Below are 17,870 nucleotides of genomic sequence, written 5' to 3'. Positions count from 1 at the left end.
CTTGGTGTAAGAAGTGTCAGGTTTTGGTATGGCTGAAAATTAAGCCAGTAAGAGATTCACATTAAAACAGGGGATGTGTTACACGGATGGCCTCGGAGCCCATGTTGCGAGTTGCTTGGAAATGGCTGTTGACGCAACCATGAAAAGTGATTGTGGAGGATATTTCAGATCTGCTAATCAACAGAGTGTCCCTGTTTGTTGGTTCTGTGTTTGTTGATTGATTTCCTGTAATCAACGTTGTTAGGCTGCCTGGCAGAACGCAGAACGCAGAACGCAGAACGCAGAACGCAGAACGCAGAACGCAGAACGCAGAACGCAGAACGCAGAACGCCTTGGATTGGCTGCTACACAGGCCTGCATGGGGGTGAATGCTATTTATGAAGTCCAGCTGGTATCGTGGAATCTTGGCTGTTAACTAAAACGACGCTAATTGAGCGCCGTTTGCAATTATCCCAACGGTAAAGCCATTGAATGTTAATCCGCGATATTGATGAACCGGGTTTTATTTGGCTCCAATTTTATCGGTGGTTGTAACTGGGTTATATTCGGTTAAAAACTGAGTCATTAATTGCAGTGTCTCAGTGCGGGTTTCGCCGGTGGATAACCAGTGGTCTTCGCCCTTTAATGCGAACAGGGTTGAGTTTTTGTTGGCCTTGCTTAGAGCTTTGTGCATATCTATCGATTGGCTGGGCTGCACCACGGTATCGTCCTTGCTGTAGATAATTAATGTGGGTGCCCTGAATTGATCAGCAAAATAGATGGGTGAGACCGCATCCATATTCTGTTTCGCCTCCTTGCCTTCGCCAAATTCCGTTTCCCAATGATTCGTTAATATTTCATCGTGACCGGAGTTGATAAGGTCGTTGCTTATCTCCTTGCGGATGTTGGTCACGCCGTTAATTGAAATCACACAGCGATATAGGTCTGGCGTAAAGGCGCCACCAATCAGTGCGGAGTAGCCACCATAGGAGGCGCCGGCAATGCAAACCCGGTCTTTATCGGCGATGCCGCGCTCGATTAGGTAGTTAACCCCATCGGTTACGTCGTCCTGCATCTCTCTACCCCAGCGCCCAATCCCAGCGTTGCGAAACTCGGCACCAAAACCAGTGGAGCCGCGGAAGTTCGGCTGTAACACCACGTAGCCAAGATTGGCCAGGTACTGGGACAACCAATCAAATTGAACACGGTCGTAACTGGCCGGCCCACCGTGAGGTAAGACAATAAGAGGCTGATTTTTTCGGCCTTGGGCATTGGAGCTGTTCACCGGCCAGGTTAAGACTGCCGGAATTTTTAAGCCGTCGCGCGCGGTATAGCGAAAGCCAATTACTTCGCCCAAATCCTTCTCCTCTAAAGTTGGGTAGCCGCGTGTGATGTAGTTAAGCCGGTTCGCTTCGCTATCGTAAATAAGGTAGGCGTCTGGCAGGTAGTTGCCGCCCACTTGGATCAACATTTTTTTCGCACCGGCGTCTGTTTCGATCAGATCGACAGAGCTGGCTGGGAAGCTCGCCAATATTGAATTGAAGGTTTTTGTCATTCCTTCTTTAGCAAATTCGTAGTCGGGCAGAAGGCCGGAATATTTTATCGCCAGCAGTTTTCGGTTGTTGTCGGTAATTATTCTGGCAATCTCTTTGTCGCTGCTTTCAAACAGTGGGGCGCTGATGGTGCCATCGACCAAGCTCAGTTGCTGGACTGAACTGCTGCTGTCATCGTCGTAGATAAACAGTAACCCTCGTTCATCGGCGCTGACAGCCTGTACGGAAATATTGGGTAGCTTACTCTGGTAACTGAATACCTTCTCCGGCCGGCCATTTAAATAGGAGTAGAAACTGTGCTCTTCGCCGTCGCCGTCAAAATCTTCGCGGGCCAGAATCTCGCCGCTGTCGGTTACAAACCAGTCGAGTGTATCGGTACGGCCCCGGGCAATCAGCTTGCCGCGACCACTCTTTAAATTGACACGGTATAGATTTTTGGTGGGTGGTGAACTATCGCCATAGGCGGGCATATAGGCGTAGCTCTGCTCGGTGTTGATGCCAATAATATTACCTAAACCACTCTGAGCGGGGTATAAGCCTTTGGTTTTATCGAACAGCTGATGAATCTCTTTGCTGGGGATGTGGTAGGCATAGGCGCCGGAGTATTCTAATCGGCCCAGGTAGCCACGAATGTGAAGGGTATCGGAGGCGCTCAGGATAATAAAATCATTGGTCGCAAAATAGACATAGCGCGCTTTGGCGTCGCCGGCCAGCCGCAAGCCACCAATCAGTGTTTTGTGGATAGCGTCGTAAACCATCAACACGGGCTCTTCACCCTCTTGGTTGGCAATCCAGGTATAGCGCTGGCCGTCGGGCGAGATGGAGAATGATTTCACCCCGGGTAACTGGCCAAACGCCTCCAGTTCAGCGGCATAGGCTGCGCTGCAAAAGCAAGCCATCAGCAGCCAGATGCCTATGGTCCATTGTGCAACTCGATTTCGTTTGGGGAAGTGGTGAATGTGGCTGTGGAACGTGGGGTGGGTGTTTGATGGTTGTTGGCTAATTGGCACTGGCGGCGCTCCCTGCGGTGGCTATCGTCCTTCGAACAGGGAGTGTAAATAAAATTGCCGGTCTATTAAATGCAATATTCTGCAGTATCTATCAGGTTTCAGTACCAGACAGAGACATAAACCCGAAACACATTTGCATCAAAACTGTAGGTTGGCTCTTCGCCCACGGCATAGGCGCCATTGTTACTCAGCGTCTGATTGCGGAAGTTGTCGTAATCGAAGGCGATGCGGTCGTAGTAAAAGTTGAAGGTGGTGCGATCGACAAAGTACCAGCTCTTTTTCAGCTCGTAGGTTACGCCAAAACCGACCTGCTGGCTGGTAAAGCTGCTCAGCTCTTTATCGCGGGCGTAGAAGTTGGTGGCATCTTCATAGGGCAATAGGTCGCTGTAGAAATCGGCTTGAGTCTGGTCGCTTAGGCGCAGACGAAACTCCAGGGTGAGGCCCTCATACTGTTTTAGCGGGTGGATATAGCGCAGCTCGTAGTTGTCGGCTTCTATACCCCAGCTGTCGCTGTAGTAGCGGTAGTCGGCGCGAATGGCGGCGCGGTAGGGCAGGTAGTACATGCCTTTAATGGAGTAGGCGTCGCTGTTACGGGTGTTGGGGTAGAGCTCGGTTTTACTGGAGGTGGTGGTGCCATCACCGGTTAGAAAGCGAACCTGGCGGTAGGGGTTGTTCAGGTAGCCCTCGTCGATTACTGATTCGGCGTTAAAGGTGAGCACCATATTTTTGGTGACCACCTGAGTAAGGCCAATACGGTAGCGGGTTTGGTCGGAGTACTCTTCAAAATTGGGGTCGCCATTGCGGCCGACGCTGTTTTCGCCGTAGCTCAGACCCATGGTGAGGGTGGAGAGGTCGCCGAAGAAGTCCTGGCTGAAGTTAACGCTATAGGTGTCGGCGTCGTAGTCGTTCTCGCTACTGTTGGTGTAGCTGACCCCCATCATGGTTTTGTTGTGCAGGTAGTCGGCACCCAGGCTGTATTGGGTGCGCTCTTCCGAGTAGGGCGAGCCGTAAGAGAGCACATCGATGGAGGCGCCGGAGACCTCATCGACATAGTAGTTGCCGTACAGTGACACCTTTTCGGCGAAGTTTTTACGCACCAGCACCGAGGGCCCTTTAATCTCAACGCCGCCGCCGTCAAAGGCATGCAATAGCACATCGGCCCGGTCCTCCGGCAGTACGGCCGCCTGCACCGACCAGGAGAACAGAGCCGTGGCCAGTAGCTTGGCCAACCATTGCAGGGGTTTGCGTGGGGAGTAGTCCATTTTTGTGTGTTCCACTTTCGCCATTACGCCGTTAGTTACAGCCGCAGCCACCACCGCCGCCACCTTCAGCACCACGAGCCGCCTCGCGGGCGTCGTAGACGTGGGAGATGTAGGCGGCGGAGACTTCATCGCGTTCGAAACTCATGATGGGGTCCGCCAGGTTTTGCCGCTCGTAGGGCTTTACCCAGGGTTCAATAGCGCAACCCATCAGCACCAGTAAACACCACACCAGAGCGGCCTGGGCGAGTCGGTTCATTCGCGGATAAGCTCCCTGATTTGAGCGCGGTAGTCATCTTCAAAGCCGGGCTTGTAGCCGCGGTGCAGAAAGCGCATTTTGCCACTGCGGTCGATCAACACGCTGGTGGGCATGGCGTCGACATCGAACAGGCGGCTCACCTGGCTTTGGGCGTCGTAGAGTACGGGGAAGGAGACTGGGATCTTCTTCAGCAGAGCGTCGGCCTCGCTGGTGTCTTCGTCGATGGTAATGCCAATTACTTTAAATCCGGCACCTTCGTAGCGTTGATGCAGTTCGTCCAGAATAGGCATCTCCTGGCGGCAAGGGCCACACCAGGAGGCCCAGAAGTTGATAAACAGCACTTCGCCGCGATGTTCCGCCAGGCGGAAGTTCTCGCCACCTTTGGTCTTGAGGGTGAAGTCGGGGGCGGTGCCCTTGATCTCGACAGAGGCAAAAGTGGGTGCGGCGGCAAACAGACAGGTGGCAAGAGCAATGCTGGCCAGGTTTTTAATCGTTGTTACTCTCATGAAAATTCCTCAAACGCTTGGCTCTGCTACTTACTAGAAGTAGATGTTCAATCCTAAGCTCGCCTCCAGGTTGTTGGTGTCGACGGTTTCGCCAAACAGGTCATGTTCGAACAGGTAGTCGCGCACATCGAAGCGGATGCTTAGCCAGTCGGTGGGCAGCATGTTAATGCCGGCACCAAAGTTGTAGGTGAAGTGCTCTTCGTCGGCAAATTGGGTGTTGCCGAGCCCGGCGATAAAGTAAAAATTGGTGTTCATCGCGAATTTCGACCCCAGAAAAACCTCACCGGGAAAGAAATTAAAACCTACAGATAAATTGTAGTAAGTGAGATCGCGTTGGTCGTCCGTTAGTAATTGAATATCGCCGCTTAGTCGCTCAAAACTGGTCTCCTGCAGGCGGGACTGGCCGGCGGCGCCCTCAAAGAAGAGCAGTTCAGAGAGGTGGTAGGCGACGCGAAAACCGACCACATCATTACTGCCGAAATCCTCAATATTAAGGATGCCGGCGTAGAGGCCCACCTCGAAGTTTTCGCTGTCGATGGCCCCCTCTTTAATGGTGCGGCGCTCGAGATCGGGGGTGATAATGTCGTCCAATACTTCTTCCTGAGCGAAGGCATTAGCCGACAGCACTCCCGCCAGGAGCGGCACTCCTAAAAGAATGCGGTTAAGCCGAATCGCCATTCGTCGATCTCCTCGTTGTCGTTGCGGTCGGTGACTATTTTGTTGTTGTTGTACTGAATACGGGCGACAAAGCGGCGGCTGATATAGCCGTAAACGCCGATGCCGGCCTGTAGGATATTGTTGTCCCGGGTTTCTGTGTCGACCAGGCTGGCGTCTGGCCGAATATTAATCACCCCCGAGCCCAGGGTAACAAACGGTGATATGCGCCATTCGGGGAACGGCTGCAGAACAATATTGGCGGTATAGGCGGTACTGTCGGAGAAGTCACCAACAATTTCGAAAGCGTGGGCTTCAACGGAGATGTTCTGGGTGAGGCGCCAGCCTATATAGGCACTGACTTCATCGGCGCCTTCGAAATCGCCGGCAGCGAAGCCCAGTTCAAAGCGGCGATCAATAAATTGTTGCAAGCCCGGTGTGGTAAAAGCGACGACTTCACCATTAATACCCACGGTTTGGTTGATGTCGGCCACCTGTACCCAGCCGAGGCGGCCGCGCGCGGTTTTGATTTTTATCCAGTCGGTGCGCTGCTTTTTAAGCTCGATAACGTCGTCTTTCTCCAGCACATAGGTGATGGGGTAGCCGCGCCCAGGCCCGGTATAAACGTCGATATAGGTGGCGGTTACCTTTACCAGTACCGGTTCTTTGGCCAGGCAGGACCAACTCAGCAGGCAGAGTAGTAGCGCAGAAAGTGAGTGCAGTAGAGCTTTCAAGAGGCCGCCGCTTGCTTCATTCCCAATTGATTCGTTCCCAATTGATCCGTTAAGAGACACAAATTATTTCCATATTGAGTGCAGCAATCTAGTTTTCCGGGGCGTCGAAGGGGTTATTGTAGTATTGCCCGCCTAAATCAATCCATTCCCCAATCAATTTCAGCTCGTCGTTGCTTAAGTAACCGGCGTGGCTGCCGCCGGCAGCAAACAGGTCAAAGAAGCGACTGCCGGCGGCGTTGCCGGGTATCAGTGCGCGCGGTTCGGTCACGGTGGTCATCTGAATCACCGGTATCGGGTCGCCGTTGCCGTCGAGAATCAGATCACCGGTAACCAGGTCGGTTTCATAAACGATATTGCCGTCGGCATCAACCTCCGGCACCGGCACCATCACTGGCACCAAAATGCCCTCGGCATCCAACTCATAGACAATATCGTCGGCGGCCAGCTCCTCGAACGAGCGGTAGTGATTATTGGTGTCGAGTTGGGATTGGGTCAATTCCAATTGGCCAGCGGGGACTTGGGTGGCGCCCATGGCATCCTGGCGGCTGTGGCAGGCGATACAGGTGATGACATTGTTCATAGCATCCGGTGGCCGATCCAAATCCCACAGCGGTTGAATATGATCCTGATAGTTGATTACCGTACGGCAGGCGGCAACCCACTCGCTTTGGCAGGCGTCGCTGGCGGGGGCAGCGGTGAGCAGGTTGGCGTACAGGTAGCTGAAACTGGCATCCTTTGCCCGTACGGCAGTGTCGGTCCAGTCGTCGTTGAAGATCAGGTCAACACTTGGCCTGCGGGTGCCATTCATGCGCGACCACGCCTCGGCCATGGTTTCGCCGGCCTGAGCGATCAGTAGTGGCTCGGTGTTGGGAAAGTGGTAGCCGTTCATCGGCGCGCCGGGGTTGGTGGTGTCGTGGGTGGCGTCGAGCCGGCGCAGCCCCACACTGAGGTCGTTGGATTCGATCCGCTCCCCGGGGCGGGCGCTAAACCAGACGCTGGTGGTGCCGGAGATGCGTTGGCCCAGGGCGTTGGTGATTGAAACTGCCAGGGCGACATCGGTGGGGATCAGGGTTTTAACCGAGCCGTCGGGTTCCACCGGCACATAGCCGATAATCTCGCGCATGTTATTGGCAAAACCAAAGGCGCTGCCATCGAAGTCGTAGACGTCGCGGTCGGGCAGGCTGACCGCCTTTTCAATTTTCAGGAAGCGGGCGGGGCGATCATCGGCGGTGGTCAGTGCCGGGTCGGCCAGTAGGCTTATGCCGGCGATATCGACGCCGGCGACTTCATAAACATTGCGGATATGCAGCTCCGCCAGAGCGTTGTCCACCAGCCCCTGGTCGAGTTCAACGCCGCCTTGGCGGTCGGCCAGGAAGGTATCTTCGGCGCGCGGGCCAAAGGCGACCACATCGGTGTACATATAACCCGGTGTCGCCGCAAACAGCGGCTGCAGGGTGTTGTTCTCCAGGTTGTAGATCCACAGACTGTAGAGCGGGCGCGCTTCGGTGATATCGGCAATGGCCAGGTTGCTGTCGAGACAGGCCAGCACCCGGGTGTCGTCGTCTGGGTCCTGCAGGCGGCAGTCGCTCCAGGCCACTAACAGGCGGGCGGTATCGTCGAACAGGTCGGTGGCGGCGGCAAAGTAGCCATTTAAGGAGATGGTGGTTGGGTCGTCATCGACGATGATGTCGCCAAATGCCAAGGATTCCTGGCCGGGGAGGTCGCCGGCCAGGCCGGGTTCGTCGGTGATGGGTTGGTTGACGTCCTGGTTGATATCGCTGTAGTTGTCGATATCAATAGCGACCAGGTCGCCGCCCCAGTTGCTGCTTTCGCGGGCACGCAACACCGCTAACAGGCGGCCATCGGCCATCACCCTCGGGTGGTAAAAGATTGCGTCGGCGCCATCGGTGCCGGTGCTCTGGCTGTTGTAGCCGTAGAGCTCCTGGGTATCCTGGCCGTCGGGGCGGGTGGTGAAGAGCGAGAGGCGGTTGGTGGCCTCTTTGTTGCTCCAACGGTTGTAGGCGATCTGGCCGCTGGCCAGTACCAGGGGCTGATAATCGTGGCTTTGGTTGTAGGTCAGCTGGCTGATATTGGCGCCGTCTTCATCCATTACGTGCAGTACAAAGCCATCTTCCCGGCGGTTATCGGTTTGCGCTTCGTATTGAGGTTTGCCGTCATCCAGCAAAATGGCCTTGCTGCGCAGCTGGCGGTTGGAGGCGAAGACGATACGGCCGTCGGGTAGGTAGGCGGGGCTGACGTCCTGGCCATCTTCGGCGGTGATGTCGTTGGCGATCACGCGCCTTAGGGTTTCGGTTTCGAGGTTGTATTCCCAGATATTCCAGGTGGGTTGTTCATCCGGGTCGACGTTTTCGAGTTCGGGGGCGCGCATGGCGAATAGCAGTTTGGTGCCATCGTTGCTGGCGACCAGATCTTTAACGTCGTACAGCTCGCCTTCCGGGAAGAGGCCGTCGGTGAGGTTGATTTCTGCGGCGTTGGCGTCGGCCCGTTCGCGAACAAAGAGTTCGGCGCCGGGTACAAACTGGCTGGGGTTTAACCCCTCCTGGTTGATAAATTCGCCGTCTTCATCGAAGGGTACACTGCGTTTTACATAGGCAATGGGGATGTCGGCTACGGCGGCATCGGGCTTGGTACCGGAGCTACTATTGCTCTCGCCATTGCCACCGCAGTTCAGTAGTAGAAAACTGGTGCCCGCTACTATGCAAGGGAACAGAAAATGTGGCACTCGCATCGAAAACACTCTCTCCATAAATCGGCTGATCCTGCCGATGGTTTTTGTAGCTTGCTGATCGCCTGCCCATTTATAGGGCGTTAATTTGGCTTTGCCCGTTATCATGAACGACTTAGAAGTCTAGTAGCGATTTCAAGTAGCCGATTGTCTGGATTTCCCTTTCCTAGGTCCATGGCTTGTTTCACGGTTTGCTAGCTCTTCGGCATTTCGCTAAAAAAATAGCGAACTGGTTAAAAATTGGCCTTAGAGCCACTTTGTTGGAAGTGTTTGGTTACTAGAAGTGTTGATTATTATAGCTGTCGGTTATTCCAACTTAACGAAAATTAATCCTCAAACTTGGGACAGGCTTATCATTTAGGGCAGCGAACAGGTCTGGTCAATCCAGTTTTGCGACTAGCATAATAACTTCGCCAAGTACGCTGCACCATTTTGGATGTGGTGGATAATCGTGGAGTTGGTTGCTTATCTTAGGAGTGTGTTGATAGCCAACCAACGATAGCAACGTAGAGTCTGTACTAATGACTGTGAATAAACTGAAGCCAGGGATGCCGCTCATCAGACAGCTGCTCAGGTTCTCGACAACGGCCACCTTATTGTGTGGGCTGACGCCACTGGCTATGGCCGGTGAATACGAACAGGCCAAACGCATCTATGACCGTTTGGTGGGTGTGCCTGCCACCGAAGCCATCCTCAACGATATGGCGGCCGATATCGCCGGTGGTGATGCCCAGGCGGCGGCCTATACCGCCATGGAAGACCCCAGGTTCTACTCGGTTACCATAAAAAATTGGGTTACCCCTTGGACCAACGAAGAGCAGGATGTCTTTCAGCCGCTCAACGATTACACCGCCACCGTTATCGGCTATGTGCGCGACAACAAAGATTTTCGCGGCTTGCTCTACGACAACGTGCTCTATGTGGGGGCCAGTTCACTGGGTTTAACCCCCTACTCCAACAGCGATAACAGCCACTACCAGGAGATGGAGACTCAAAACGTCGATTTGAGTAACCCCGCCCTGTTGGTGGAGCGGGTTCAGTCCGAGGTGAATGGCCTGCCGGCTGGCGCTACCTCCGGAGTGATCACCTCCCGCGCCGCGGCCAAGGCCTACTTTTATGCCGGTACCAACCGTGCCATGTTTCGCTTCACGTTAATTAACCACCTCTGTAACGACCTGGAGCAGGTGCACGACACCACCCGCCCACCCGACCGCATACGCCAGGATGTTTCGCGCAGCCCCGGTGGCGACAGCCGCGTTTTCCTCAACAGCTGCATTGGCTGCCACAGCGGTATGGATCCAATGGTGCAGAGCTACGCTTACTACACCTGGGTTTACGACGAGGACGCCGATCCGGAAGGCATCGATGGCCACATGGGCTACAACGACGTTGGCCAACTCGACCCGGAGACCGGCAGTCGTGTACAGGAGAAGTACCGCATCAACGCCAACACCTTCCCTATGGGTTATGTCACGCCCAACGACCACTGGGACAACTACTGGCGTGAGGGTATCAACCAACTGCTGGGCTGGGATTCAACCCTGCCGGGCTCGGGTGATGGCGCCAAAAGCATGAATATGGAGCTGGCCCACAGTGAGGCCTTTGCCAGCTGTCAGGTAAAAAAGGTGTTCAAGGCGGTTTGCCTGCGCTCGCCGGTTGATGCGGCGGATCGCTCTCAGCTCGATCAGATGATCGATAGCTTCCAAGCCAGTAACTACAACATTAAGCAGGTATTCGCCGAGTCGGCGGACTACTGCAAAGGCGAATAGGAGCGTGATCATGAACAGACTATTCGCATTACTTTCTCTTACGGCTGTGTTGGTTCTAGTCGGCTGTGGCGGCGGTAGTGGTTCCGGCGCACCGACGGTGGTGAATCAGGATACCAGCAATGACCAGCCCGACACCGTCACCTACGACGGCCCGGACCCGGCCAGTGACGATGTGCAGAACTTCAAGGTCAATGTGTGGGATAACCTGAGCAGCAGTGAGCGCTGTGGGGCCTGCCACTTTGAACAGACCCCCGCTTTCGTGCGCAGTGACGATATCAACCTTGCCTACAGTGCCGTTAACCCACTGGTGAACCTGGAGGTGCCCACGGAGTCGCGCCTGGTTACCAAGGTGGCCGGCGGTCACAACTGTTGGGAGGCGGTGAGTTCGGTGTGTGCCGATATTATCACCGGCTACATTGAGAGCTGGGCTCAAGCTTCCGGGTCTGTCTCCAACACCATCATTCTGACCGCGCCGGCGCTGCGCGATGTGGGGGAGACCAAAAACTTCCCAGCCGATGCCACCGATTATGGCAACACTGTTTATCCGTTGGTTAGCCTCTACTGTTCGGGTTGCCACTCGGAAGACGCGCCCACCCAGCAGCAGCCTTTTATTGGCAGTGCTGATCTCGAGGTGAGCTACGCGGCGGCCAAGTCGCGGATGGACCTCACCACGCCCGCCAACTCCCGTTTGGTAACGCGTCTGCGTTCTGAATTCCACAACTGCTGGGACGACTGCGTTGCCAACGCCAACGAAATGGAGCAGGCCATAGCCGACTTCTCGGCGCTTATTCCGGTGACATCGGTCGACCCAGATCTGGTGATCAGCCGAGCCATGGGCTTGCTCGATGGCATCGCCGCCAACGGCGGTGGCCGGGTGGAGAACAATGTCATTGCTCTGTGGGATTTCAGTTACGGCACGGGTGCGACCGCCTTTGATAGAACCGGTATTGAGCCGGCGGTTAATTTATCGCTGAGTGGCAACGTTGCCTGGGTTGGTTCCTACGGTATTAATATTGGCGCCGGCGGCCGTGCTCAGGCGCTTACACAAGACAGCCAAAAACTGTACAACATGATTACCGCTACCGGTGAATACACCATCGAAGCGTGGCTGGTGCCGGGTAATGTGGCACAGGAGGGCCCGGCGCGAATCGTCAGTTATTCCGGTTCTGCCACCTCTCGTAACTTTATGTTGGGACAGACCCTCTACAACTATAACTTCCTGGCGCGCAGCAGTACCTCCGATGCCAATGGCGACCCGTCATTAAACACCGCCGATGCCGATGAGGTACTACAGGCGACCTTGCAACATGTGGTCGCTACCTTCGACCCCATTGAAGGCCGCAAACTCTATGTCAACGGCGAACTGGTGGCGGAAGAGGCGGCTGCTGGCGGTAACCTCAATGCCTGGGATAGCAGCTTCGCTCTGGTGTTGGGTTCGGAAGTGGGCGGCAGCAATGCCTGGGAGGGAATTATCCGTTTCCTGGCCATCTACAACCGGGCTATGCCGGTGGAAGACATAGTCGCAAACTTTGAGGTGGGCGTGGGTCAACGCTACTACGTGCTCTTCAATGTTGAGGATCACGTCTCTGTGCCTGAGGCGTATGTCGCCTTTGAGGTGTCACAGTTTGATGACTATGCCTACCTCTTCTCCGAACCGTTCTTTATCAGCCTGGATAACACGGCCACTATCGGTAATGTTGTGCATATCGAAGGGATGTACCTGGGTGTTAACGGCCGGGAAGCGGGGGTTGGCCAAGCCTTTGCCAATGTGAATGTCGATATAACCGACGCCAGCTATCAGCCCGGGGTTGGCCAACAGCTCTCCAACCTGGGTACCATTGTGCCGCTGGAGTTTGGCCCCGCCGATGACCTCTTCTTCCTGAGCTTTGATGCCATCGGCAACCGCGCCTACGACCGGCCACCCGCGCCAGCACCGGTAGCGCCAGTGCCCGAAGACTTGGAACCGGCATCGGATATTGGCTTGAAAAACTTCGCCGAGATCAATGCCACCCTGTCGGAGGTTACCGGTATCCCGATTACCGATTCGCGGGTAGCTGAGACCTACACCACCCTGCAGCAACAGTTACCCACCGTGGAGAATATCGGTGGCTTCCTGAGCGCTCATCAGATGGGTGTAACGCAGTTGGCTGTGGCTTACTGTAATGCCATGGTGCAGGACGCAGGTGGCAGTTTGCCGGCTAGGGATCAACTGATTGATGATCTGCTGAGTAACCTGCTGGCCAATAACCTGGCCGGTAATGGCGGTGAACCACTGTTAACCCAACCTCACCCCGATATCGCCAGTCCGGACGCCAGTAAAACCGTGCGTACGGAGTTGACCGATCTCTATAATCAGATCGCCGGCTCATCGGGCAACAGTGCAGCGGCCATTGCCACCTGTGCTGCGGCGACGGGTAACGCCATCGCGTTGCTCCAGTAACCCAATTCAGGAACGGAATCATCTTATGAGCAAACGAAAACTATTCCGCCGGCCCGATGAGCCACTCCTGTTTGGGGACCATCGCCCATTGACCCGACGCTCTTTTATTGCCCAGGGTATCTCCACCGGCGTGGCCAGCGTAATGGGCGGCAGTATTTTGGGCCTTTTTGCCGACCCTCATAAAGCCGCTGCGGCACTGTCGGATGATGTACTGCAGATTCTCAACAACACCTGTGGCGGCATCAGTTCGGCCAACCGCATTCCTTTTATCTGTTTCGACCTGGCCGGGGGCGCCAATATCGCCGGTTCCAATGTGCTGGTGGGCAAGCAGGGTGGGCAGTTGGATTTTCTCTCCACCGCCGGTTACAACAAACAGGGCCTGCCGGGGGATATGATCCCGCAGGTGGCGGATGCCGCTACTAACACCACCGATTTTGTGGATAGCCAGCTGGGTTTGGCATTCCACTCCGACAGCGCCTTTCTGCGCGGTATTTTGGAGAAGGTGAGTACCGACACCATCGGCCGCATTAACGGCGCGGTGATTGCCGCGCGCTCGGAAAACGATACCAGCAACAACCCGCACAACCCCATGTACGGGATTAACATCGCCGGCGGCGATGGTGAACTGGTCACCCTGGTGGGCTCCCGTTCCAGCGAATCGGGCGGTAACTCTGAAAGCCCACTGAGTATGATCAACCCGGAAGTGCGGCCCACCAAAGTGGACCGCGGCAGTGATGTCACCGGCTTGGTCGATACCGGCGACCTGGTGGGCCTGCTCAGTCAACAAGATACCGTAGCGGTAATGGAGTCCATCTATCGCATCAGCGCGCAGAAATTAAACAGTGTCGATACCAAAATCACCTCTGACGATGTGGTGAAAGATCTGGTTCGCTGTGGCTATGTCAAAGCCGCGGATCTGGCTGATCGTTTTGGTAATCCCGCTGATCTGGATCCCGCTGCAGATCCAGATCTGGTCGGCCCGGCTGGTGTATTTAGCTTTGCCGATTTTGATGGTGACCGGGAGTTTGAAAAAACCGCCTCTATCGCCAAGCTGGTTGTCAATGGCTATTCGGCAGCCGGTACCATCACCATGGGCGGGTATGACTACCACACAGGCGACCGGGCCACCGGCGAGCAGCGCGACCTGCGCGCCGGTCGCTGTATGGGGGCCTGTTTGGAGTACGCGGCGCGCAAGGGCAAGCCGCTGATGATGTATGTATTCAGTGATGGCTCGGTATTCAGCAATGGTGCGACCGATGACTCTGTGGATGGCCGAGGCAAGGGCGTGTGGACCGGAGACAACCAGCAGACGGCCTCTGCTTTCTTCCTGGTCTACAATCCCGGCATGCGGGCGGTGTTAATGGGAACCACGCCCGATATCCAGGCTCAGCATCAACAAATCGGCTACATGCGCGACACCGGCGATGTGGAGACCTCCTCCAGCCCAGCCGCAAATAACGTGAATCTGCTGGTGGAGACGGTAATTCTAAACTATTTGGCCCTGCACAATTTGCAGGGTGATTTCTCGACTCTCTTCCCTAATCATGGCTTGGGTAACAGCGCCAGCCGTGATGCGATAACTGCCTTCCAGCCGATCTATAACGGCTCCTTGGGCAACCCGGTTTAATTTTCCTCGCTATTCTCTAAGGTATTTCCCCGGTTCGCCGGGGATTTTTTTGCCTGTGATTTAATATTCGTTATACCAGCTGCCATCCGCGCGCAGCCGGAAAAAGGGGTGGCTGTACCAGTAGAAGCGCCCCGGCACGGTTGAGGCCGCCGTGCAGTTATAGCGGCTGCGGCCCACGGGTAACGTGCTGCCCGCCTGTGCCACTGCCTGGGTCTGTGCGGGGTAGGCGACGGGTATAGCCCCCTGGCCGGTGGCAAAGCAGGTGAGTTGCAACGGCTGGCTTAGAGTTAGCGTCAGCGTTGGCTTCTCAACGCCAGCGGGCAACAGAGGGTCGATGAGTGGGCTGCCAAATTCTGAACTGGCCACTACACCCAGCAGCGGCATCGGCAGGCTGTTGAATTTGTCGATAAAGCTGTCGTTCTCCGCGTAGCGACCGCCAAAAGGGAAGCGAGGAATTGCCTGCAACTGGCTATAAATTCCTACAGCCCCGGAGTGTTGGGCAAAAGCCGAGTAGCCCGCCTTTGCTAAAAGCGTTTCAATCGCGCTGTTGTATTCGCCGTAGGGGTAGGCCAGCTGTTTAACACTAACGCCCAACTTGTCCAATATAATTTCTTCTGCGCGCCTCACTTCTGAATCCACTCTAAGCAGCCAGTCGGCTTCGCTTTCGCCACTGTTTTGGCGAATAAGATGAGGATGGCTAAGGGTGTGGTTGGCAATAATGGCCCCCTGTTTTTGCAGTAGCGCCAACTCCTGCCAAGTTAAATACCCTTTGCTGCCAACCAGGCTCGGATTTACAAAAACCGTGAACGGTAAATCGTGTCTTTTTAGTAGTGGGGCGGCGTTGGTAAGCACTGACTTATAGCCATCATCGAAGGTAATTGCCGCCAGCTTGCTGGTCGGGTTATCCAAGCGGGCATCTCTATTGTTGAGCATTTCGATTATTTGGCTGGTGCTAATAATTTCAAATTGGTGATCAAGCAAAAAATTAATGTGTCGCTTAAATTGCGCTGGTGTAATGCTGGTGAGTTCCGGGCTTTTGTCATTCACGTGGTGGTACTGCAAAACCACGGCGGCATCTGCAGCTTGAATAAATGAGAGTAAAAGACCTGTTAAAAATAACAGGGTTGGCAGCATATAAATTACTCTGCCCGGCTTATTGGTTTGGGCTCTACTACTATTCATACATCGTCAATTAATCAAAATTTAGTAATGGTTTTAAATTGTGCGAGCTTGGTGATTATTACAATTTTTAGTCAGGTGTGGCTAATGAAATTCGTAGTTTTTATCTGCTGTTGGCTAGTTAATCACGTAGTTTTTTATCCGTAGTTAATTGTCTCTGGTTGCAAACAAAGAAAAAGAGTTTATGGCAAGCTTTTTTTAATTGGATAAAAAGTTCGATCGGTAAAGTGTAAAGATTTTTTTATGAATCTATGTTTTATGCTTGGCTGTTTATAGAGTATTGTTCGGCCTTATTGTTAAGAGTCTCAATGATTGGATATCTAAGGTCTTGAGAAGGCACAAAAAATGGAGCTTGTTGGAGAAAGATAATGGCAGGGTGTAACAAAATCCTAACTAACGTTTCGAGACGGATTGCCAGTCTCGTTTTAACGACGGTGCTTGTTGTGGGAGTGGTATCGCTCTCTGCCTGTGGCGGTGGTGGTTCTGGTAATAGTAATGGCAGTTTGGGTGGTGACACAGGAGGCAGCAGTTCTGCCACTACGGATAACGCTGATGATTCGCAAACCTCCACTGGCGTAAAAGTTGGTAATGGTACTGGTGCGAGTTTTGTCGAGGGCGTAATCGGGGCAAGTACGACTGCTGTAACTGCCGGTCAGAATGTAACGTTGCGGGTAAATTTTGTTGACCAAAGTAACGATGCCTTGGGGGCCGTGATCAATGTCAGCTTTACTTCCAACTGTTATGCCTCAGGTATTGCCGGATTTAGTAGTACTTCTGTCAACACCAATACTGGTGGCTTTGGTACGGTAGTTTATACACCCAATGGCTGTTCGGGAGATGACGAGGTGGTGGCCACAGCAACTGTCGACGGTGAGGTGCTCACAGCGTCGGTTACCTTGAGCGTTGCTGCCGATACCGTGCTGGGCATTACCTATGAAGGTGCTACCAACTCAACTCTAAATTTGGCGGGTACCGGTGGTAACGAGACGACAGTTTTAACTTTCCGTTTGGTGGGTGCTTTGGGTGCGAGTATTGTCGGTGAGTCGGTAAGCTTCTCTATTCAGGGTGATGAAGGTGGCGCTGCGCTGGCTGCGGGCACTGAAACCGCCGTATCAGGCACCGATGGTACCGTAACTACAGTTCTACAGAGTGGCACGGCGGCGACCAATATTCGGGTAACCGCCACCCATGATGCCACTTTGGTTTCTGCAACTTCAGATAGCATTGTTATTTCATCTGGATTACCCATCCAAAAAAGTTTTTCACTAACTCAGTCAGTCTATAACCCTAAAGATACCTTTGACACAGATGGTATCGAGGTAACCTATAACATTTTGGCTGCTGATCAATTTGGCAATATTGTTACCGAGGGAACACAAGTCAACTTCTACGCTGAATGTGGTGTGATCGAACCAAGCTGCCAGATAGACGCGACATCTAGTTGTAGTGTCATATGGCGTAGTAATACCGCGAGCCAGGCGGATGGTGATGGGCTGTGTGCGATTTTGGCATTCACCGAGGGCGTGGAAACTTTTAATGATGTAAACGGAAACTTCGTTTATGAAAACGTGGATACGTTTAATATTGCCAAGGACGATTTGCCTGAACCCTTTCTAGATGTGAATGATAACGGGGTCTACGATTTTGGTGAGTTATTTGTAGACACCGCGACAGGTGTAGATGGTCAGTATGATTATCCCAATGGTGAGTGGGATGGGCAGTGCTTACAAGGTATTGTTCCTACTGCAAATTGTGATGGTGATGATTCAGCGGTGATCTTCGCACAGAGTGTGGTGGCGATCACTTGCGATAAAGTACTGCTTATTCCAACTCCAAACGCGGATCCGGCAGAGGATCTCGCTCTTCTCGACAGTATCGATTTAACCAGTGGTGATGCTGCAGAGTTTGTCTATACGCTCGAAGATGGATGTACATCTGGAAATCCCCCTGGTGCGGGTATACCGGTTTCCTTCTCTGCTGATGGGTTCGATATTCTCAATGGGGAATCTGGTGCAATAGAGAACAATCTCATCGGGCCTGTGACATATACTGTAGAGATTCGAGGTGATGATATAGCTACAGTTGACGGCGAGTTAGTATTGAAGGTTGGTGATGACACGGTCCGCTGGAGTGTGAGCGATTAAATCCTGCGGTG

12 protein-coding genes are annotated in these 17,870 nt (G+C 53.9%); 4 read left to right on the top strand and 8 right to left on the bottom strand.

The window, feature by feature from the left end:
• Positions 1-502: 502 nt before the first annotated feature.
• The 7 genes from SBL51_RS06030 to SBL51_RS06000 all read right to left on the bottom strand — a co-directional run bounded on the left by SBL51_RS06030 (position 503) and on the right by SBL51_RS06000 (position 8,703).
• Positions 503-2,542 carry an alpha/beta hydrolase family protein gene (locus tag SBL51_RS06030; RefSeq protein ID WP_317929994.1) on the bottom strand — a complete coding sequence of 680 codons (2,040 nt, stop codon included), beginning with the start codon at positions 2,540-2,542 and terminating at the stop codon, positions 503-505.
• A gap of 98 nt (positions 2,543-2,640) precedes the next feature.
• Complete coding sequence (locus SBL51_RS06025) at positions 2,641-3,804, bottom strand: DUF3570 domain-containing protein (protein WP_317929993.1); 1,164 nt, start codon at positions 3,802-3,804, stop codon at positions 2,641-2,643.
• 31 nt (positions 3,805-3,835) lie between these two features.
• On the bottom strand, positions 3,836-4,060 hold the full coding sequence (locus tag SBL51_RS06020; protein ID WP_317929992.1) for a DUF4266 domain-containing protein: 225 nt from the start codon (positions 4,058-4,060) through the stop codon (positions 3,836-3,838).
• Positions 4,057-4,566 carry a TlpA disulfide reductase family protein gene (locus SBL51_RS06015; RefSeq protein WP_317929991.1) on the bottom strand — a complete coding sequence of 170 codons (510 nt, stop codon included), beginning with the start codon at positions 4,564-4,566 and terminating at the stop codon, positions 4,057-4,059. Before SBL51_RS06015 ends, SBL51_RS06020 begins: the two co-directional genes overlap by 4 nt.
• A 33-nt stretch (positions 4,567-4,599) precedes the next feature.
• On the bottom strand, positions 4,600-5,244 hold the full coding sequence (locus SBL51_RS06010) for an outer membrane beta-barrel domain-containing protein (protein WP_317929990.1): 645 nt from the start codon (positions 5,242-5,244) through the stop codon (positions 4,600-4,602).
• Complete coding sequence (locus SBL51_RS06005; RefSeq protein ID WP_317929989.1) at positions 5,214-5,954, bottom strand: SH3 domain-containing protein; 741 nt, start codon at positions 5,952-5,954, stop codon at positions 5,214-5,216. The genes SBL51_RS06010 and SBL51_RS06005 overlap by 31 nt, the downstream gene beginning before the upstream one ends.
• Before the next feature lie 88 nt (positions 5,955-6,042).
• Entirely contained in the window at positions 6,043-8,703 is a 2,661-nt protein-coding gene (locus SBL51_RS06000; protein ID WP_317929988.1) for a hypothetical protein, read from the bottom strand.
• A gap of 518 nt (positions 8,704-9,221) precedes the next feature.
• Here SBL51_RS06000 and SBL51_RS05995 point away from each other — a divergent pair.
• The 3 genes from SBL51_RS05995 to SBL51_RS05985 are packed head-to-tail and all read left to right on the top strand — an operon-like array spanning position 9,222 to position 14,536.
• Positions 9,222-10,469, top strand: coding sequence for a hypothetical protein (locus SBL51_RS05995; protein ID WP_317929987.1), 1,248 nt, complete (start codon positions 9,222-9,224; stop codon positions 10,467-10,469).
• A gap of 10 nt (positions 10,470-10,479) precedes the next feature.
• The gene (locus SBL51_RS05990; protein WP_317929986.1) at positions 10,480-12,909 is read left to right on the top strand and encodes a LamG domain-containing protein; all 2,430 of its coding nucleotides are present in this window, start codon (positions 10,480-10,482) and stop codon (positions 12,907-12,909) included.
• A 25-nt stretch (positions 12,910-12,934) separates the two neighbouring features.
• A complete protein-coding gene (locus SBL51_RS05985) occupies positions 12,935-14,536 on the top strand; it encodes a hypothetical protein (RefSeq protein ID WP_317929985.1) in 1,602 nt (533 codons plus the stop codon).
• A 60-nt stretch (positions 14,537-14,596) separates the two neighbouring features.
• Here SBL51_RS05985 and SBL51_RS05980 read toward each other — a convergent pair whose 3' ends face one another.
• Entirely contained in the window at positions 14,597-15,469 is an 873-nt protein-coding gene (locus tag SBL51_RS05980; RefSeq protein WP_317929984.1) for a polysaccharide deacetylase family protein, read from the bottom strand.
• A gap of 614 nt (positions 15,470-16,083) precedes the next feature.
• Between SBL51_RS05980 and SBL51_RS05975 the strand changes: the two genes are divergently transcribed.
• Positions 16,084-17,859, top strand: coding sequence for a hypothetical protein (locus tag SBL51_RS05975; RefSeq protein WP_317929983.1), 1,776 nt, complete (start codon positions 16,084-16,086; stop codon positions 17,857-17,859).
• The last annotated feature ends 11 nt before the right edge of the window (positions 17,860-17,870 follow it).

It is taken from the genome of Halioxenophilus sp. WMMB6 (genome assembly GCF_033283405.1).
GTDB lineage: Bacteria > Pseudomonadota > Gammaproteobacteria > Pseudomonadales > Cellvibrionaceae > Halioxenophilus.
This window is presented reverse-complemented; position numbering and strand designations above follow the sequence as displayed.